The sequence below is a fragment of the Gloeocapsopsis sp. IPPAS B-1203 genome, assembly GCF_002749975.1.
Classification (GTDB): Bacteria; Cyanobacteriota; Cyanobacteriia; order Cyanobacteriales; family Chroococcidiopsidaceae; genus Gloeocapsopsis.
The window spans coordinates 1-18347 of the sequence record NZ_PEIG01000023.1; the positions used below are offsets into that span (position 1 = coordinate 1).

The 18347-nt window shown below is 42.7% G+C and carries 20 protein-coding genes; 6 read left to right on the forward strand and 14 right to left on the reverse strand.

Annotation, left to right across the window (positions count from 1 at the left end; translation table 11 throughout):
• Positions 1-213 precede the first annotated feature (213 nt).
• From CSQ79_RS25575 to CSQ79_RS25640, 13 genes are all read right to left on the reverse strand, one after another.
• A complete protein-coding gene (locus tag CSQ79_RS25575; RefSeq protein WP_099703932.1) occupies positions 214-957 on the reverse strand; it encodes an SDR family oxidoreductase in 744 nt (247 codons plus the stop codon).
• Between the two features lie 64 nt (positions 958-1021).
• Positions 1022-1612 (reverse strand): TetR/AcrR family transcriptional regulator, encoded by a 591-nt coding sequence (locus CSQ79_RS25580; protein ID WP_099703933.1) that lies wholly within the window; start codon positions 1610-1612, stop codon positions 1022-1024.
• Between the two features lie 165 nt (positions 1613-1777).
• Entirely contained in the window at positions 1778-2269 is a 492-nt protein-coding gene (locus tag CSQ79_RS25590) for a hypothetical protein (protein ID WP_099703934.1), read from the reverse strand.
• A 96-nt stretch (positions 2270-2365) separates the two neighbouring features.
• On the reverse strand, positions 2366-3109 hold the full coding sequence (locus tag CSQ79_RS25595; RefSeq protein ID WP_099703935.1) for an alpha/beta fold hydrolase: 744 nt from the start codon (positions 3107-3109) through the stop codon (positions 2366-2368).
• A 130-nt stretch (positions 3110-3239) separates the two neighbouring features.
• A complete protein-coding gene (locus CSQ79_RS25600) occupies positions 3240-3689 on the reverse strand; it encodes a DUF3574 domain-containing protein (RefSeq protein WP_099703936.1) in 450 nt (149 codons plus the stop codon).
• Positions 3690-3711: 22 nt separating this feature from the next.
• Positions 3712-4731, reverse strand: coding sequence for a calcium-binding protein (locus CSQ79_RS25605; RefSeq protein WP_099703937.1), 1020 nt, complete (start codon positions 4729-4731; stop codon positions 3712-3714).
• A gap of 101 nt (positions 4732-4832) precedes the next feature.
• Positions 4833-6338, reverse strand: coding sequence for a calcium-binding protein (locus tag CSQ79_RS25610; protein WP_143755505.1), 1506 nt, complete (start codon positions 6336-6338; stop codon positions 4833-4835).
• Between the two features lie 182 nt (positions 6339-6520).
• On the reverse strand, positions 6521-6754 hold the full coding sequence (locus CSQ79_RS27180) for a hypothetical protein (RefSeq protein WP_143755506.1): 234 nt from the start codon (positions 6752-6754) through the stop codon (positions 6521-6523).
• A gap of 13 nt (positions 6755-6767) precedes the next feature.
• Positions 6768-7238: a hypothetical protein gene (locus CSQ79_RS25620; protein WP_099703940.1), complete on the reverse strand. Its 471-nt coding sequence runs from the start codon at positions 7236-7238 to the stop codon at positions 6768-6770.
• Positions 7239-7406: 168 nt separating this feature from the next.
• Entirely contained in the window at positions 7407-9368 is a 1962-nt protein-coding gene (locus CSQ79_RS25625; protein WP_099703941.1) for a beta strand repeat-containing protein, read from the reverse strand.
• 203 nt (positions 9369-9571) lie between these two features.
• Positions 9572-10330 (reverse strand): heme oxygenase-like domain-containing protein, encoded by a 759-nt coding sequence (locus CSQ79_RS25630; RefSeq protein ID WP_099703942.1) that lies wholly within the window; start codon positions 10328-10330, stop codon positions 9572-9574.
• A gap of 119 nt (positions 10331-10449) precedes the next feature.
• The gene (locus CSQ79_RS25635) at positions 10450-10950 is read right to left on the reverse strand and encodes a hypothetical protein (RefSeq protein WP_099703943.1); all 501 of its coding nucleotides are present in this window, start codon (positions 10948-10950) and stop codon (positions 10450-10452) included.
• 436 nt (positions 10951-11386) lie between these two features.
• A complete protein-coding gene (locus tag CSQ79_RS25640; RefSeq protein ID WP_099703944.1) occupies positions 11387-12106 on the reverse strand; it encodes an LmeA family phospholipid-binding protein in 720 nt (239 codons plus the stop codon).
• A 116-nt stretch (positions 12107-12222) separates the two neighbouring features.
• Here CSQ79_RS25640 and CSQ79_RS25645 point away from each other — a divergent pair, with 116 nt between their 5' ends.
• On the forward strand, positions 12223-12996 hold the full coding sequence (locus CSQ79_RS25645; RefSeq protein ID WP_099703945.1) for a pseudouridine synthase: 774 nt from the start codon (positions 12223-12225) through the stop codon (positions 12994-12996).
• 6 nt (positions 12997-13002) lie between these two features.
• Positions 13003-13779, forward strand: coding sequence for a helix-turn-helix domain-containing protein (locus CSQ79_RS25650; RefSeq protein WP_289501548.1), 777 nt, complete (start codon positions 13003-13005; stop codon positions 13777-13779).
• A 130-nt stretch (positions 13780-13909) separates the two neighbouring features.
• On the opposite strand, the gene malQ is transcribed toward CSQ79_RS25650, so the two are convergent.
• Positions 13910-15415 carry a 4-alpha-glucanotransferase gene (gene malQ / locus CSQ79_RS25655; RefSeq protein WP_099703947.1) on the reverse strand — a complete coding sequence of 502 codons (1506 nt, stop codon included), beginning with the start codon at positions 15413-15415 and terminating at the stop codon, positions 13910-13912.
• Between the two features lie 221 nt (positions 15416-15636).
• On the opposite strand from malQ, the gene CSQ79_RS25660 reads away from it, so the two are divergent.
• Genes CSQ79_RS25660 through CSQ79_RS25675 form a run of 4 tightly spaced genes read left to right on the forward strand, consistent with a single transcriptional unit; the run spans position 15637 to position 18188 of the window.
• Complete coding sequence (locus tag CSQ79_RS25660; protein WP_099703948.1) at positions 15637-16503, forward strand: sulfotransferase domain-containing protein; 867 nt, start codon at positions 15637-15639, stop codon at positions 16501-16503.
• 40 nt (positions 16504-16543) lie between these two features.
• Positions 16544-17329 (forward strand): sulfotransferase domain-containing protein, encoded by a 786-nt coding sequence (locus CSQ79_RS25665; protein ID WP_099703949.1) that lies wholly within the window; start codon positions 16544-16546, stop codon positions 17327-17329.
• A gap of 26 nt (positions 17330-17355) precedes the next feature.
• Positions 17356-17787 (forward strand): NUDIX domain-containing protein, encoded by a 432-nt coding sequence (locus tag CSQ79_RS25670; protein WP_099703950.1) that lies wholly within the window; start codon positions 17356-17358, stop codon positions 17785-17787.
• Between the two features lie 17 nt (positions 17788-17804).
• Entirely contained in the window at positions 17805-18188 is a 384-nt protein-coding gene (locus CSQ79_RS25675) for a RidA family protein (RefSeq protein WP_099703951.1), read from the forward strand.
• Positions 18189-18347: the final 159 nt, after the last annotated feature.

Consider the following 18347-nt stretch of genomic DNA (forward strand, 5'->3'; position numbering starts at 1 on the left):
TCTGATAGAATTTAGGCAGCATTTTTTGTGATAGGCAGGCGATGTCAATAGCCAGCCTATCTTTTTTTGACCCAAAGCTTAAAACTATTATCTAGCTTTACTTTTAGCCCTCCTGTCACCCCATCAGGGTTATCAGTGAGAAGCGATCGCTGTGACGGCACAAAGCATAGAGAGATTGTATTTCAATTCAATTTAAGAAAATACAACTTAGCCTCAAACGTTCATAAAGCCACCATCAACAACTAGATCTGCTGCTGTCATGTAGGAAGACTCATCACTGGCAAGGAAAACGGCACTAAGAGCAATCTCCTCCGCTGCACCAAACCGTTTTAGAGGGGCAGATTGCTTAATGTAGTTTTCAAAGCTGTTGAGTACCTCAGGTGCTAGTCCCATTTTGTTTTGAAAATTAGTTGGTACAAAGCCAGGGCTAAGAGCATTCACGCGTATCTTGCGAGATGCCAATTCAGCCGCCAGGGTTCGAGCCAACGATCGCACTGCTGCTTTTGTTGCAAAGTATACACTACCCATAGCCGCACCTTTCTCACTTACTGCTGATGCATTCAAGATGACGCTTGCCCCTTCATTCAGTAATTCTGCAAGTTTTTGCACTGTGAAAAATACACCTTTGACGTTAATATCAAATTGATCGTCGTAGAACACTTCGTCTATGACATCTAGTGGCGCAAACAAGCCGATGCCTGCATTGGCAAACAGAATATCAAGACCACCAAATTCTGCTTTTACCTGTGCTGCTAGCGCGTTGAGATCGTGCAGCGATCGCACATCTGCACGGATCGGAATAACTCCAAGTTCCTTTGCTGCGGATTGCAGACGTTCTTCATTCTGTCCAGTAATAATGACCCGTGCGCCTTCTACGACAAACTGTTTGGCAGTTTCAAACCCGATTCCTGTTGTTCCACCTGTAATAACCGCTGTTTTGTTGTTCAAGCGTGCCATAGCGATTCCTCTTAATAGTTTGTAGATCAACTTAGACCAATTAGTCTAAATTAAGGCAAAAAAATTAGACCATTTTGAGCAGCATTACTGTTGCCTCTATAGTACTCTGCAAAAGCTTTTCGTCTTCCACGACTCGACCTAGCAAAGCCATCCCTTGAGTGGTGCAAAGCAGCATACGAGCAACGTTGCGGGAGTTAACGGCTAAACTGATTTCACCTGCTTTTTGAGCACGATCAATAACGGTACAATAGGCATCTTCCAACCTTTGGAGGTGGTAACACAAAACCGATGCAATCTCTATATCATCTGTGTCAAAATCAGCAATGTTTGTACCTAACATACAACCTCGACTTCTGGGTAATGAATGTCGTTGCTGCAAATTTTGTAGGACTTGCTCAAGGTTTGCCAGGGGCGAACCCGCAACCAAAAGCTGATCTCGAATTGATTGCACCTCTGTTTGAGCATAGTAGTCTAATGCCTTGAGGAAAAGCGATTGCTTGTTGCCAAACGTGTCATAGAGGCTCTTTTTACCGATTCTCATGTGTTCAAGCAGTTCGGAAAGGCTAGCCGCCTCGTATCCTCGTGCCCAAAACACTTCCATTGCCCTTGCGAGGGCAACTTCAGGATCGAATTGTTTCTCGGGTCCTCGGCTCATGGTGGTATGGTAGCATTACTTGTACCGAACGGTCAATATTTTACAGCACATGACAAACCTTGAATTGTATCGAGCTTTCTATGAGGAAGATTACGATACCTTTCTACAGATCTGCACCTGCGATCTTGAATAGATTCAGAATGAAGGATTCCCGCGAGGAGCAACCTATCGAGGAGCAGAAACTGCTATGAGCTGAATTGGCTGTCCTAAAATTTGCTCAATCATCTCTGGTTGCATCGTCTGCAAATATTGGGTTTCAAATCCTGGTGGCAAAAACTCCAATAAGATGCGATTCTCCACCCAAAACTCAACCAGCCTGAAGATACTGTCTTCCTGATCGCGAGTCAAAACACGCCACCCTTCCCGTTGCCCAATTTGCTCAATCTGCTGCTGAGTTGTGGGAACCGAAATTGCAGCATGGATAGCCACTAAATCAGTAGATGTGGAAGGTAACAACTGAGCTGGTTTGATATCAGCACCTGGAGTCCACACAGTCCCTTGAGGAAACACCACGATACCGGTACCATAGCTGTCAAAAGGCATTACGTTGTAACTACCAGGATAAAAGAACTGGTAGGCTTTACCCTTCAAGATTTCTGCTAAAACGCTAGCAACACGCAATGGATCGTAAGCGTCGATTGAGATATGATGAATCATAAGAGTAACTCCATTCAATTAAAAGGTTAGAAAACATCTGAGCTTGGATCGGCGATCGCTTCCCTAGTAAAAGCGCGATTGTTCGTTGCTCAAAAATCAATCATTTGTTAATACTGAAGCTAGAAAATCAGGATGAGACAGATGCGGACAATGTCCAGAAGCTAACTCAACCGCATCAACTCCTAAGCGCTTGCGTGCAGCGTAGTGTGACCATGTAGGAGATATGATGCGATCATTGGTACAAACAATATATTTACACTCAACCGCAGACAAAGCTTGGAGAGGATTTTTTTCAAAAATATATGCCAGAGATTGTTGCGAACGACTTTTCGCGATCGCCCACTGTACTACATCCGGTTGACAATCAGAATAGAAAAAGTCCCTTAATACTGCTGCGTCTGAAAAGTCTTTCCCTACAGAAGCAGGTTCAAAAATATCAGGCTCATCATGAAATTGTTCGAGCATAATTGGGTCTTTTGGCTGGTAATTGAGTGATTTGAGCGCATCAGAACCAAGATGATGCGAAAGTTGGTCGAGTGTACTGACTCCAGGATGTGGAATCAACGCGGCTACAAATACGAGTTGACGCACCTTTACTACTTCAGCAACCAGGGGAATAATCGTACCAGCCATCGAGTGACCAACTAGCACAATATCATCGTCAGTTTTTGGCAGCACTTGCACGACTGTATCGGCAAATTGAGACAGAGTTGTAGATGCATTTTCAATTGGCAAATCCATTGCCACAGTTTTGTGACCTTGTGCTTCTAGGTAGGGAATTAGCAAATCCCAACACCAAGCGCCTTGGAAGGCTCCGTGAACGAGACAAAAAAGACTCATATTGATAATTAAAACTTTTGGTAACTAGTCATTGGTAATTGGCGAAGCCGCCGCACGCTGCTTGTGGTGTTCCAAGCAGAACGGCGGTCATCGTAAAAATATATATTTACTCATTACCTATTACCTAATTTCAAAAACCAACTCGTACTGGTACGCTTGTCACACGCAAAACTGATTCTTGTTGAAACTGCGTCTTGTACAGGCTAATAATTTCCTCAATTGCGCGTCTTTTTGCAGGGCTATTCGGATAAATCAAAATTAAGACCTTTGTTGGTTCTCGAACGATGGTTCCATTACTTCCGCGAAATTGTCCGCTTGCATCGAAGACAGTCAATCCATCAGGAAAACGCGGCGTGACGACATTGCGCAGAAATCTTTGAAATTGTTCCTCAGAGACAATTCCGCCTGGTCGAGATCTGCCAAAATATAACTCATCTTGCAGCAAAAGATTGGTGCGGCTCAAGCTATCTGCTGGTGCTTCTGGAAGTTGGGCGCGGGCTTCCGGTAATGCAGCCACCGAGCCTGTAAACAGCAGGCTAGTGATAAAAAGAGCGCTAAAACTTTTTCGTAAAGCGAGCATAGTGGTATTTCCTTAAGTATGGTTAAATAACAACAATATCTACAGCGCTAAGAGTTGGAATTCCAACAAGCGTTGCAATTTGGACTTGAAGCGCTGCACCTGTACCATCAGAGTCAAAAAACAGCGCTCCATTGTTGTTGTAAATGAATCGGTCATTAGCATCAGCCGCAGAGGAACCAAGGCGGAATTGACCAGATGCGATCGCACCTGCATTTAGCCCACCGCCAAAACCAGCAGCAGAAACCTGAATAAAATCATCCACAGCGACGAAGTCTGTAATCAAATCAATTCCTTCATTCGAGGCATTGAAACGAAAGCGGTCTGCACCTGCACCTCCGAGTAGGCGATCGCTCCCAGATCCTCCAATTAATAGATCGTTACCGTCTCCTCCAGAGAGGATGTCATTGCCCAAACCTCCATTAAGCGAGTCATTACCTCCTAACCCGCTGAGGATGACATTGATAATCGTGGATGTCATATTGTTGTTGAGTTCATTGCCCGTGCCAATGAGTCCACTTTCAAACTTGAGTACCAAGTTCTCTACATTGTCAGGCAGCGTAAAACTGTCATCCGACTCGACGGTATCAATACCACCATTGGCAGCCTCGACGATTGTGTCAACATTATTACGCTCAAAGACATCATAGACGTCATTACCTGCGCCACCTATAAGGCTGTCAACACCAAAAACACCAGAGAGCGTGTCATTACCCGCACCACCGAAGAGCGAGTCATCGCCATCTCCCCCACGGAGGGAGTCATTGCCATTACCTCCGTTGAGAATGTTACTGGGAACATTAATCCCAATATCTCCGCCAAAGAGGGAGTCGTTACCCGAACCTCCATCAAGGAAGTCAGTTCCCGCCCCTCCATTGAGGATGTCGTTACCCACTCCACCTGAAAGAAAGTCATCGCCGAGATCGCCAATTAATTCATCATTGCCAGCAAAGCCAAAGATATCATCGTTTCCGGTCGTTCCTACGAGATCATTTCCGCCAAAAAGGTTGTTGTCATCCCCGTTAGTACCAAGAATTGTTGCCATGTCGTTTTCCTTGCCTGGTAATTGGTAATGGGTAGGTGTGATTCTCTTTCAGAAACACTTCGCGCTCGCACTCTTACCCACTACAAGTGCAAGCACCATTTTTAAGCAACAATTAGGATATCTGCGGCACTGATATTAGGAGAGCCGCCAAAAGTATTGCTAGGATTGAGGTCGGCAATGATATTCCCTTCCGCATCGCCGCCGACAACGACTGAGCCGTTGCGGTTAAAACATAAGTTGCCTCTGACCGAGTTATAGGTAATCTTGGCATTACTGGAGAACTGTTCAGAGAAGCTATCGACAACCTCAAACTCAGACGGATTCAAAGTACCGCCTGCACCACTAAAGAGCGTGTCAAATGTGGTTTTGGATAAAACAATCTTGTCGCTACCCACACCAAAGTTTGTAATGGTATCTACACCAAGATCGTCAAATCTAAAAGCTTGACCTGTGCTGAAGAGGAATTGATCGTTACCATTACCGCCAATCAAGACATCATCGCCTTGACTGCCTTTGAGAGTGTCATTGCCAACTCCTCCGTTGAGCGTATTATTAGCTCGGTTGCCATCAATAAAGTTATTAAGCTCATTACCTGTACCGTTAACAGCGTCAAAACCTTTGAGATCCAAGTTTTCTACGTTGGCTCCCAGCGTAAAGCTGCCGTCAGACTCAACGATATCGATGCCAGCCCCAGGATTCTCAATGACGATATCATTAAAGCCAGTGATTTCGTAAGTATCATTGCCTAAACCACCTCTAAGCGTGTCGGAGCCTGATGAACCCGCATCAAGTTCGTCATTACCACTGCCACCAAAGAGGAGATCGTTGCCATTTCCACCGCCAATATCAACAGATCCCAAGGTGAATTGAGAAGCATCAACAACAGTGCCATTGTTACCACCACGTAGTAACGCGGTTTCAATACTATTTAATTGATCGACACCCTCACCCACTAAAGCAGTATTGGTTAAAGTGAGGTTGAAATCGCTGAACTCAGTAACTCGGTCAATACCCGCGCCACCATTTAATGTGTCATTGCCAGCCTCGCCCTCTAAGTTATCATTGCCATCACCACCGTTGAGGACATCATCGCCAGCTTGACCATCAAGAAGATCGTTGCCAGTTCCACCATTGAGCGTGTCATCGCGAGTACCACCTCTGAGTTGATCGTTGCCAGCTAAGCCATTGAGAGTTACCGATCCAAGGGTGAATTCAAAGGCACTAATTGAGTTATTACCTGCACCTCCAGTGAGTGTTGCCGTTTCAACGTTGCTGAGTGTATCAGTTTCATTACCGACTCTTAAACTGGTGTTGTTCAGGCGGATAGTCGCATCACCGGACTCAGTAACGCGATCAATGCCCTCTCCACCATCGAGAATGTCATTGCCTAATCCACCCCTGAGAACGTCGTTACCTGTATTTCCTAGAAGAGTATCGTTACCTGTGTTACCGAACAAACTATCATTACCTGTGTTGCCGAGCAGAGCATCATTACCACCGCCACCATCGACGCGATCGCTGCCTGCAAGTGCATCAATAATGTCGTTAGCTCCATCCGCAACGATGACATCGTTTCCGTTGGTTGGGTTGCCTGAAATAATTGCCATAGTTTTATACTTCCTTTGTTGGGTCTTGTGCAGAGTGCTTGTTCAGCAGAAATTTAGCGAGGACAAAATCACTCGCAGCCTGCTTTTTTGCAACTTTTGCAAGTTGGATTGGTAGAATTAACTGAATTCCTAGATTGTTAGCGATCGCTCTTTTCAAGCTTCAAAAGAGTTAGCGATCGCACTCATTTCAGTGTTGCTAGCTGTACTTGGGTGGCTCCATCTACACCATCGCGGTCAAAGAATAAGTTACCGTTGGTGTCGTTGTAGATGAAGCGAACTGCGGTTGTAGATCCTGGAAGCCGATCCCCAAAATTGGAGGACTTTGAACCGGAAACCTTGTCTAAAAATCTTCCCAGAATGAGGGATTTAGAAGGCTGAACAACGAAGCAAGAAAAACTATCGAATTGACAACACATAAATTCGACACCTTCAGGCAGACAGGTTTTTCAAAAGTGTTCTCAGGCTTTCTGGCTGCACAGCCGCAAGGTATGTTGGCATCAAGTCTGGAGGTAACAATTCCAGCATTACCTGGTTTTCAACCCACAACTCGATTAAGTCAATTACCCCTGCCCGTCTGCATCGAACAGCCCGCCAACCTTCACGCTCAGCAATCTCCCAAATTTTTGCCTCACTCACGAGGACTTCAATGTTTGCATGAGTAGCTGTATAACTCGTTGCAGGCTTGAAGTCAGAAAACTGAACAGGTTCCGTTTCTAAACCTGGCTTCAAGATGAGGCTTTTCGGCATCACCTCAATGGCTGTGCCATAAGAATCAAAAGTCAATGCGACATAGCTTCCCTCATGACCAGGGAATGGAACAGCCTGCCCCTGCCACAATTCGGCAATCACATTAGCAACGTGTTGTGGATTGTTGACAGCAATCGAAATATGATGAATCATGTGATTTCCTCAGTAGTGCCAAAAATTATTCTTAGCTGTCCGTTTGAAAGTTTAGTAGCGTGTCGAGTTATACGCGATCGCTCCCACAGGAAAAGTAGGTTTGTCTGCAAGTTGCGATCGCTGATAGCCCATCACTACTTGTAGCCCTGAATAGCTGCTCCAACTTGGCTAGATGAAGACACTAGCTTCAATTAAATTGGCATCGGCAGCAATCGCAATTAGATCGCCATTGGACTTTAAGTGAATAAAGGTATCTATACCTGAGCCACCTTGAGTATTTCCTAGTATCAAGTTGTATTGGTCGCGAGAGCCTGCCAAGTCAATTAAATCCCCGTCCAAAAATCGGTAATCTTCAATTACTGCAAAGCCCGCTCCCTGGTAATGACTCACATTCCCGTCACTCAGGACAAAAGTATCAGCACCAACAAAGCCTGCAAGCCTATCGAAGTCAGATTGAGTGTCAATAGCGTCTCCACCAATGAGAGTATCGTTGCCACCCTGACCATCCAGGATATCATTACCATCTCCACCAAAAAGGCGGTCATTACCTCTTGCACCACCAGGATCGGTGGGACTACCAGCGATGTAGTCATTACCTTCTCCTCCTGCGAGGAAATCATTGCCACCTCCACCCGCTAGCCTGACAGATCCCAGGAAGCCAGAAGCATTGATGATGTTACTACTAAAACCACCTACCAGCTCTACTCTCTCAATCGAGTTAATGCTATCAGTGCCAATACCTATTAGGCTATTGCTAGTTAGGGTAAAGTTGACATCACCCGACTCAAAAAGTGTGTCAAAGTTAGCTCCACCGTTGAAGATGTCATTGCCTAATCCACCTCCGAAGTTGTCATTACCATCGCCGCCTTCTAAGAGATCGTTGCGTGTACCGCCAATAAGAACGTCATCACCTCCTAAACCCAAAAGTCTGACATCTCCACGTGTAAAATCCCTAGCATTGAGAGAGTTAGCACTAGAACCGCCTTCTAGTCGCACAAATTCAATTCCGCTCAGGGTATCTGTGCCATTACCTATTAAGCTGGTATCGGTCAAGGTAAAATTGACATTACCTGACTGATTCAGCACATCAAAGCCAGCACCACCATCAAGAGTATCGTTACTAGCTCCGTTGTCGTTCAAACCGTCATCGCCGTCTCCACCGTTAAGACTGTCGCCACCTGCTCCTCCAGCGAGGATGTCATTTCCTCCACCACCAAACAAGTTGACAGTTCCTGTAAAACTCGATGCATTAATGATGTCATTACCAGTGGCAGTGGTTAGCGTGACGCGATCAATGCTACTTAAAGTATCTGTACCATTACCTATCAAGCTAGTATCGGTCAGAGTGAAGTTTCCGTTGCGCGACTCAATTAATGTGTCAATGCCAGCACCACCATCAAAGGTATCGTTACCGCCTCTACCAGAAAAGAAGTCGTTGCCATCTCCGCCATTCAGGATATCGTTACCCGTTCCTCCATCGAGGATGTCATTGCCACCTCTACCGGTGAGCGACACTGAACCAGTGAAACTAGAAGCATTCATGATATTACTACTAGCACCACCTGTCAGCACTACTCTTTCAATCGAGGTGAGGCTATCAGTGCCTTGACCTGTTAGGCTATTGTTAGTCAAGAAGAAGTTAACATCACCCGACTCAAAATACAGATCAAAACCACCGCCACCATCGATTGAGTCATCGCCACTTTGACCAGAAATTGCATCATTGCCTGCACCACCAAGAATTGTGTCGTTACCGTGTCCAGTAAAAGAGTAAATCGAGCCACTGAAAGCAGACGCATCGATGAAGTTATTGCCACCTAAAGTAAATAGCGTTGCGTTCTCAATTGAATTGAGTTGATCTGTGCCATTACCAGTCAGGCTAGTGTCGGTAATAGTGTAGTTAACATCGGCTTGCTCAGCAACAACTCGGTCAATACCACTACCACCATCGATGGAATCATTACCTGCTCCACCAATGAGAACATCAGCACCAGTATTACCAAGGAGAGTATCATTACCTGCACCACCGGCAACGGTATCGTTACCTGCGAGGGCGTCTATGTTGTCGTTAGCTGCATCTGCAACAATATTGTCGCTACTATCAGTGGGGCTGCCTATAATAATTGCCATATATATCCTTCCTTTCTTTGAGTTGGTATGTAATAGATCAGCTAGTGTTTTATGCAGTTAATTGCAGCCGACAACGTTATTTGCTCAGCACAAAACCACCTACAACCTGCTCGCGATCGAACTGCTGGTATAAAAGTGACTGAATAAATTCTTTGATTAGCGATCGCTACTTAGAAGATTTCAGAGCTTAGCTGCGTGTTGATTTATACGCGCTCAGGAGTAGCAGAAAGCCAATTTTGAACGGGGTGGAGTTTCGCATAGATCAACATTTCATTTAACCAAGCTGTGAAGAGAGCGAAGACATCATTCACAACCTCTAATGCTTGTTGTCTCATCTCCAAACTTAAGGGAATAGATGCGAGTTGAAACTCGCTATTGTCATCTCTAATGGCATGTCCCGTTTCCACAGTAAGATGAAACTTGCCAAAGTAAATATATTCCTGTTGCGTGATGCTTTGTAACTCCTGGGCAACTCGTGTAGTGTGGCTAAATAAAATATTGCCTGTGGCTTCAATAGCTTCAATAGCTGCCATTTTGACAATTGGATCGGCATTTAGGGTATATGCAGAGAGTTGATAAGATAATTGCCGAGTCATGCAAGTGTCTTTGCCCCAGAGAAATCGTAAGGTATCCACAAAACTTTGAGGACGGTCAAATCCCAGCACCTGCAAATCTCTCAAGAACCAATGCCAATGATGGTCATCTTCATAGGTATGCTCGTTAATCGCGTTCTGAACTAGATCAAAGTTGCTAGTCTCGTCACGAAATACATATTTATTGAGATCCCCAAAACTCATGATGAAATGGGCGATACAAGGAGAAAATCCTAGTCGTTGTAATGGAGAGATACTGCTGTCTTGCATGAATTGAAATAAAGGAGCTTGAGCAAACTCTGCTTTTTTGGTTTCAATGCGATCCAAAACATCTTGAAAAGATGCGAATTCAATATTAGAGGGAACCATACATTTTCAACTGATTTAGAAAATCTTCAATATTTTTGAATAGGGAATAAATGGATGTTATGCAACTTTCCTTTATGTCCCTATGTTTGTGCGTCAAAAGCAATTTGATATGAACACGCTCACTTGAAGAACGAGTAGTAACTGTAAATTCCGCTATGCGGCGCTAAGCTACAGAAAAGTCCATAAATATTCCTTTTGGCAATTCTTGCAGTACTCATCGATGACATTCCTTGAGTACTTGTGCTTGCACTCTGACTACTTGCACCACTGCTATCTGACCAGTAACCTGAAAGAGTGCAAGTCACTGTCTGATTGTTGTAATTTTTAAGGACATAAACAGTTGTATAAGGTCCAGTCGTAGTACCTTCATCGTCTCCAGGAACTCCCCGAACAATGGGACAAGCTACATATGCATACGAAGTACTAGAGTTATATATGTAATTTGATCCTCGAACCAGTTTTGGAAGATCAGTAGAAGTTGAGTGCTGACACATACTACCTGGGAATGCTTTGTATGAATCAGCCCATGCTGGGCTAGTAGTAATTGCTGTCGCAGACATCAAAGTTGCTAGTGCAACGATCGCTTTTGTCTGTTTAGAGATTTTTTCTGAAATAATCATAGTTTTGTCCTTTTTTTAGTAGTGGGTTTAAATGTAATGTGCTAGCCAGTGTTGTTAGCACAAACCCATCCGCGACGTGCTTAATACAGCAGCCGGAATTAAGTTATCAAGCTGAAATAAATATCAAGTTGCAGTTCAGTAGAATTGAATCATGCAATTCTGTGACTGTTGTTCTTGAGGCTAATTGCGATCGCTGAATGGATTGCTGATACCATCTAGCTTAGAGAAAACCATGATTATTGGCAGTAGGAAAAGATCGGATCAAATGTCGGAAATGATCGGATCGTTGCTTAAATAACGTTTGGGAATGGGTAATAGGTAATGGGTAATAGGGAACTTGAAAAGCACTTCTTCTGTTAGCATTTAGCCTAAAAAAGTTAATAGCCAATAGCTAATCGCTATTTAATCACCAATTACCAATTACCAGTTACCAATTTTAAGGAAGAACATTGATGCGACCACAACACATTAGTTGACCTGAAGTTAAAGTCAATGTCTCAATTGCAACTTCTGAGCCGAGATCGATCTGAAAATGATCGATATCAAATAGTTCTGTGTCGGAATGAATTTGTAGTTCTTTTAACGCTAATGTTTGACCATCAATTAATTCTAATCGCGTGTTCAGCATGAGTGGCATTTGGCGATCGCTCTCCATTATGCCGTTGATTGTTAGGCGATCATTACTGAGAATGACTTGCTCCCAGTGAACTGCTTGATGTGTAATGCTATTTTCTGTAAGAAACGATTTAAGTATGGTAGTCAGCGCCTCTGCAAGTAAGGGAGACTTTAAGGAAGCATTCAAATCAGATTCATCCAAGCGTACTTCGCCGAAAACTGGTATAGGTTCGAGTAATCGTAATGGTTGACCGCGCAATACTCCGCCCAGATTTGTTTTAATATTGTTGCCTGCGATTTTTAGTTGGGTAAGATAAAGTCCTTGATAAACTGCGTTTTGCGCCGAAATAGATACTTGGGGAATATAACCTGAGAGAATTTGGCGATCGCCTCCTGAAATCTGAACATCGAGATGCGCGACCTGCTGAACTTGCGATCTCAGCAATAGGCGTACAGCAGGTGACAACACTTTGGTGATGATCTGACTTTGTTTAGAATGGCTACTATGTTCCGCTTCAAATTCTGTCTTTTGACTCCCCACGTTCTCGCCTCTAGCTCTTATGATTGAACCCGTAGTTTTTCTTTAATATTTGTACACAATTTACTACATACAATGACAAAATTTTATATAGGCAGAACCGATTAATTTTTTTTATCATGGAGGAAAGAATTCAAAAAATTCTCTCCCAGTGGGGTGTTGCGTCACGGCGACAAGCAGAAGAGATGATTCGGCTGGGACGGGTGCAGTGCAATGGAAAAGTCATTGAGTTAGGACAAAAAGCCGATCCTCAGGTTGATGCAATTACAGTTGATGGCAAGCTGATCCAACTGCGATCGCGTCCGCAACCAGTTTATCTCTTACTCAACAAACCAGCTGGAGTTATTTCTACTCGTCACGATCCCCAAGGACGCCGCACTGTTATGGATCTCCTGTCACCAGAATTACGTGTCGGTCAAGGTATTCATCCTGTTGGACGTTTGGATGCAGATTCTACAGGAGCATTACTCCTGACCAATGATGGAGACTTGACACTAGCACTCACTCATCCCAGACATAATATTACGAAAACTTATCATGTTTGGGTAGAAGGTCATCCACCACCAACAGTGTTACAACAATGGCGTCGCGGCATAATTTTGGATGGTCGTAGAACTCGACCAGCTAAGGTCAGTGCGATCGCTCAAAACAAAACACATACTTGCTTAGAGGTTATTCTCCAAGAAGGAAGAAATCGTCAAATCCGACGTATTGCTCAAGCTTTAGGATATCCCGTACATCGGTTACAGCGAACGGCGATTGGCTTGATTCGATTACAACCGCCACCCTTATCTGAGGGTTGCTATCGTCCCTTAAAAGACTTTGAACTGCAATTTTTGCGGGATCAAATAGACCGTCTACGTGTTGAAGAATCAGGTGCAATCAAGGAGTGACAAATTATGAAGTGGTGTAGGAAAAAGATTGAGATTGAACCTTCGCTCGAACAAAGAAAAGTAGAAAAATTACTAGAAATTGGTGCGCAACTACATCAAGCTCGTCAAGCCCAAGCTTTATCCTTGGAAGCAGCAGAAGCAAAAACTATGATTCAACGGCATCTGCTGCGGGCGATTGAAGCAGGTTGTTTGGAAGAACTTCCAGAACCAATTTATATTCAGAGTTATATTAAACAATATGCTAATGCACTCGGTTTAGATGGAGCTGAGTTGTCTAGCAACTTTCCTAGAGAAGATCAGCAATTGCAGTTTAAACCCTCAGTACGAATCTTACCAGCAGCGCAGTTAAGACCAGTTCATCTTTACTTGTTATATTTATTTGTTGTTTTCTGGGCGGTAAATGCTTTGTCTCACACATTAACTCGTGGAGAAATGCAAGCGAGTAATCTTCAAACTAAAAAGCAGTTATCATCTACACAAATACAGCAATCAGATATAAAGTCTATCAGCACTGTCGAGAATACTGAGAACGGTAAACCAGTGAGAGTTAGTGTAACTTTGAAAGCACAATCGTGGTTGCGGATTACTGCTGATGGGAAAACTGAGTTTGAAGGGACTTTACCTCAAGGAACTCAACGTTCTTGGGAAGCCCAAGAAGAACTTACACTCAGAACAGAAAATGCAGGCGGCGTGTTAGTACAGTTTAACCAGGAAAAAGCCAAGCAAATAGGCAATCCTGGTCAAATGCAAGAAGTTACCTTCGCAGCAAATCGGCGACTTTGAATATTGAGGGTTCAGAGAAGTTACTCGTTAAGAGTGTTGAGTTATGAAACAATTCTTTTCATAATTGCCTCCGGCACGAGGGGCGCTTTCCAAAACTCAAAAATATTCACTCGCCTCTCGCTCCTCGCTCCTAGTCCCTCCTTACAGGAGCGCGACCAGATAATTCTGTCAGAGATTTTAGGCGATCGCTTAACTCTGGAGTCAAATCACTAGCAGAGTAGCGCCATTCCCAATTGCCTTCAGGTTTACTCGGATAGTTCATTCTGGCTTCTGTAGCCAATCCTAATAAATCTTGTAGTGGAATCAGAGCTTGGTTTGCTACTGAACTCAAAGCTAAACGAATTAAATCCCAGTGAATACCGTCAGAACTTATACAACCCAAATAACGTAAGAGTCTTTCTTTTTCGTACTCGGAAGCACTATTAAACCAACCAACCGTCGTATCATTATCATGCGTTCCTGTATAAACAACACAGTTACGTGGAAAATTGAATGGTAAGAAAGGATTAGCGGCATCTGAACCAAAGGCAAACTGCAAAATTTTCATTCCAGGAAATTCAAACTTATCGCGCAGCGCCTCGACTTCGGGTGTAATCACGCCTAGATCTTCAGCTAAAACAGGCAGCTTACCCAACTGTTCGTTAATCGCATGAAATAACGCTTCTCCTGGTGCTTCAATCCACTCTCCATTCATCGCGGTCGTTTCTCCTTGTTGCACCGCCCAGTAAGCTTGAAATCCTCGAAAGTGGTCAATCCGAATTATATCTACGTAATCAAGGATTGCTTGAAAACGCTGCACCCACCACTTAAAATTCAGTTGCTGTAATTTTTCCCAGTTGTATACGGGATTGCCCCACAACTGACCAGTATCACTAAAGTAATCTGGTGGTACTCCGGCCATTAAAGCGACTTCGCCTGTTTCTTCATCCAAACAAAAAATCTCTGGATTTGCCCAGACATCAGCACTATCATGTGCTACATAAATAGGTATATCACCAATAATGACGATACCATGCTCGTTAGCATAATGTTTTAGCTCATTCCACTGACGAAAAAACTCAAACTGCACAAATTTGTGGTAAAAAACTTCTGCTTCGAGTTGTTGGCGCGATCGCACTAAAGCTTCTGGATGACGGCGCGCGATTTCTGGTTCCCATTGATACCAACTCATTCCCTTATTTGTATCTTTCAGCGCCATGAACAATGCATAATCATCCAACCAATAGGCTTTAGCAGTACAAAATTGGCTAAATTCTTCCTGTTGTGATGTTGCTTTTGTCCTGAAGTTTTCGCAGGCTTTCTTGAGTAAAGGAATCTTAGTTTGTACAACTTGGTCAAAATCGACCTTGTTGTGAGGATCTGGTAAATTAACAAAGTCATCCGGTGTCAGTAATCCCTGCGCTACTAATCTTTCAGGACTGATCAACAGAGGATTACCTGCCATCGCCGAATAAGCAGCATAAGGAGAGTTACCATAACCTGTAGGTCCTAGTGGTAAAACCTGCCACAACTGTTGAGCGCTTTGCACTAAAAAATCAATAAAAGAATAGGCTGATTCGCCAAGATCGCCGACACCAAATTTGCTGGGGAAGGAGGTGGGATGTAACAACATACCACTAGCTCTGGGAAAAGGCATATTTAGTCTAAATTATTAAGAGCAGTCGCAATGAATTTACCATGCTGCATCCTTGTTTAAAACCTACCTGTGGTTATGAAGCCCAAATGATCTTCTTTTGTCTATTTGTTATAGTTCCTTAGTAATTATTTGTGCTTAATATAGCAATGTTTTACTCAATTTCACTGAGAATAACTCTATAATATTTTTCAAAACTTCAACTTATACTGAGGTCGTCATTTATGTATTTACGGCAAGCAATCAAGACTATTGTTCCAGAGCCTATATTAAAGAAAATCAAAGCTAACTACAACAAAAATAAAAAATATAGTAATGAGATTCAATTACTCAAAGGCAAAAAAGTTTCTCAAAGTAGTGAAAAAAGCGCGATCTTCTTTACAACGCGCAAATGTGCTTCTACTTATATGGATAAATGTATTGAGTATCTCAATGAAAAATATTTAAATTTAACTCCGGTTAACTTTGAGTCTTATATATGGCAGTATTCTAATCAAGATATGTATCAAGTTTTAGAAGAAAATTTAACAGCTTTTCAACCTCAAGGTATTTTATATGCTCCGCTACGTAAATACGTTCCTATTAAAAATATAGAAAATTATCGTATTTTATTAATGCTAAGAGACCCGCGTGATGTTATTGTATCAAACTACTATTCTTTAGGGTTTAGTCATTCATTACCTCTTGACGAAGAACGCAAAAAGGAGTTTTTAGATTTTCGAGAAAGAATTCAAAAACAATCAGTAGATGAGTATGTTATTGAAAGGGCTGATCGCTTTTATCGTATGTACGATGAGTACTGCAACTTAATTAAAACTCAAAATCTTCAATGGCTGCGATATGAAGACTTCATGCAAAACTTTGATTTATGGGTAAAACAATTAGGAGAGTGCCTTCAAATTTCAATTAATGAGCAAGATAGAAATATATTATTTGAGATGAAAGGAGGCGGTAATCAAGTAGAAGAAAATAAACTTAAACACATTAGAAAAGCCACTCCAGGAGATCACAAAGAAAAATTAAGTCAGGAAACTCAAGATTTTCTTAATACGAAGTTTAAAGATCTACTCCTAATATTAAAATACGAATAACTGTAGATAATTTGGTCTATAAACAACCAGAGGAAAGAGTATGTACGCGCGTGGATTATTGCTTCCTGCCTATAATTCGCTTGATGATAAGATTAAACGTTTAGTCCTTGGTACATACTACGATCACCCATACCTTTTTCCTAGAGTGGCTCGTAATGAAACTTACTTAATATCTTTCCCAAGATCTGGTAATACTTGGTTACGGCGCTTACTAACTGCATTAATTCATCAAAAAAGAGGTGGATGGCGGTTAACAGAGAGTACAGTACCTGATATTCATAAATATAAATTAGAGAAGAAAAAAAAACCTAGCATTAGACCACTCATTGTTAAAAGCCATACTCCTTTTGTCGATATACCTGCAAAAGTAATCTATGTTGTTAGAGATGGAAGAGATGCACTATTATCTTATTATTATCTGCAAGTAAAAGAAGGCAAAATTAAATCAGATCTCTCTCCCTATGAGATTTACTTTGATAAGAGTGTATGGCCTTGTCAGTGGCACGTTCATGTAGCAGGTTGGCTAGATGGGCTATCAACAAGATCGCCTGAAAGTTATAAGATTATTTACTATGAAGATTTAAAAAAATCAACGGCAGAACAGCTATTCTCGCTCGCAGAGTTTATTGGTTTATCTGTCACACCAAGTGATGTGGAACGCGCTATATCATTACATCCTGTGGAACAGTATCCATTGGCAACAGATGGCAGTACGAGTAAGCGCAAATGGCAAGATATTCTTGTAGGCGAAAATTTAGTTAAATATGAGGCGATCGCTGGAGTAGAATTACAACGTCTTGGATACCCACTGATGAGTTCTCAATAGGTGAAGAAAATAGAACTTATTAATTAATGAACTACCGCAATCCCGTTCCCACAGTTGACATTATTATTGAGTTGGTTGATAAACCGCATCGACCAATTGTATTAATTGAGCGTCTCAATTCACCGCTAGGTTGGGCAATTCCTGGGGGTTTTGTTGACTATGGGGAATCTGTAGAGACTGCAGCGCTACGCGAAGCTGAAGAAGAAACAGGCTTGCAAGTAGAACTTATTGAACAATTTCAGGTATATTCAGATCCAAATCGCGATCCGCGCAAGCATACGCTGAGTGTCGTCTTTTTAGCAACAGCAACTGGCGAACCACAAGCTGGAGATGATGCAAAGAACTTGGGGATTTTTGAATCTTGGCGGATGCCAACGCATCTTTGCTTTGATCACGATCGCATCTTGCGAGATTATTGGCGTTATCGCCATTATGGTATCCGACCTCGTTTATCTTAATTAGAATCAAATACACAATGACACGGAAAATTATTCGTACTGCTCAGGCTCCTGCACCTGTAGGACCATATAATCAAGCCATTGCTGCAAGTGGTCAAATGATTTTTGTTGCCGGTCAAATTCCCCTCGATCCATCAAGTGCGATCGTGGGTGATGATGTATCACAGCAAACGACACAAGTTATGGCAAACCTTAAAGCAATCTTAGCAGCTGCTGGTGCAACGTTTTCAGATATTGTGAAAACGACAGTGTTTCTCGCTAATATGAATGATTTTGCGGCAATGAATACTGTGTATAGCCAGTATTTTGATGAATCTAGCGCCCCTGCCCGTGCGTGTGTCGAGGTGTCGCGTTTGCCCAAAGATGTATTGGTAGAGATTGAATGTATTGCAGTGATTTAGGGTTGATGGGTAATGGGTAACCGGTAATTGGTAATTGAGATAACAAAGAGTGATTGCTTAGTGGAGTGTGGGAGAGTAGGAGAGTAGGTAATAGAGTTTTGAGTTTTGTTAGCGTAGCGGTGCTTTAGCACATTTTGAATTAAAAGAATTTTCTTAACT

Excerpts from the sequence above, each read along its gene's own strand:
- CSQ79_RS25610 (WP_143755505.1), bottom strand. The coding sequence starts at position 6,338 with ATGGCAATTATTTCAGGCAACCCAACCAACGGAAACGATGTCATCGTT.
- CSQ79_RS25675 (WP_099703951.1), top strand. The coding sequence starts at position 17,805 with ATGACACGGAAAATTATTCGTACTGCTCAGGCTCCTGCACCTGTAGGA.
- CSQ79_RS27180 (WP_143755506.1), bottom strand. The coding sequence starts at position 6,754 with ATGTGTTGTCAATTCGATAGTTTTTCTTGCTTCGTTGTTCAGCCTTCT.
- CSQ79_RS25575 (WP_099703932.1), bottom strand. The coding sequence starts at position 957 with ATGGCACGCTTGAACAACAAAACAGCGGTTATTACAGGTGGAACAACA.
- CSQ79_RS25635 (WP_099703943.1), bottom strand. The coding sequence starts at position 10,950 with ATGATTATTTCAGAAAAAATCTCTAAACAGACAAAAGCGATCGTTGCA.
- CSQ79_RS25590 (WP_099703934.1), bottom strand. The coding sequence starts at position 2,269 with ATGATTCATCATATCTCAATCGACGCTTACGATCCATTGCGTGTTGCT.
- CSQ79_RS25645 (WP_099703945.1), top strand. The coding sequence starts at position 12,223 with ATGGAGGAAAGAATTCAAAAAATTCTCTCCCAGTGGGGTGTTGCGTCA.
- CSQ79_RS25665 (WP_099703949.1), top strand. The coding sequence starts at position 16,544 with ATGTACGCGCGTGGATTATTGCTTCCTGCCTATAATTCGCTTGATGAT.
- CSQ79_RS25580 (WP_099703933.1), bottom strand. The coding sequence starts at position 1,612 with ATGAGCCGAGGACCCGAGAAACAATTCGATCCTGAAGTTGCCCTCGCA.
- CSQ79_RS25630 (WP_099703942.1), bottom strand. The coding sequence starts at position 10,330 with ATGGTTCCCTCTAATATTGAATTCGCATCTTTTCAAGATGTTTTGGAT.
- malQ (WP_099703947.1), bottom strand. The coding sequence starts at position 15,415 with ATGCCTTTTCCCAGAGCTAGTGGTATGTTGTTACATCCCACCTCCTTC.
- CSQ79_RS25600 (WP_099703936.1), bottom strand. The coding sequence starts at position 3,689 with ATGCTCGCTTTACGAAAAAGTTTTAGCGCTCTTTTTATCACTAGCCTG.
- CSQ79_RS25620 (WP_099703940.1), bottom strand. The coding sequence starts at position 7,238 with ATGATTCATCATATTTCGATTGCTGTCAACAATCCACAACACGTTGCT.
- CSQ79_RS25650 (WP_289501548.1), top strand. The coding sequence starts at position 13,003 with ATGAAGTGGTGTAGGAAAAAGATTGAGATTGAACCTTCGCTCGAACAA.
- CSQ79_RS25595 (WP_099703935.1), bottom strand. The coding sequence starts at position 3,109 with ATGAGTCTTTTTTGTCTCGTTCACGGAGCCTTCCAAGGCGCTTGGTGT.
- CSQ79_RS25605 (WP_099703937.1), bottom strand. The coding sequence starts at position 4,731 with ATGGCAACAATTCTTGGTACTAACGGGGATGACAACAACCTTTTTGGC.
- CSQ79_RS25660 (WP_099703948.1), top strand. The coding sequence starts at position 15,637 with ATGTATTTACGGCAAGCAATCAAGACTATTGTTCCAGAGCCTATATTA.
- CSQ79_RS25670 (WP_099703950.1), top strand. The coding sequence starts at position 17,356 with ATGAACTACCGCAATCCCGTTCCCACAGTTGACATTATTATTGAGTTG.
- CSQ79_RS25625 (WP_099703941.1), bottom strand. The coding sequence starts at position 9,368 with ATGGCAATTATTATAGGCAGCCCCACTGATAGTAGCGACAATATTGTT.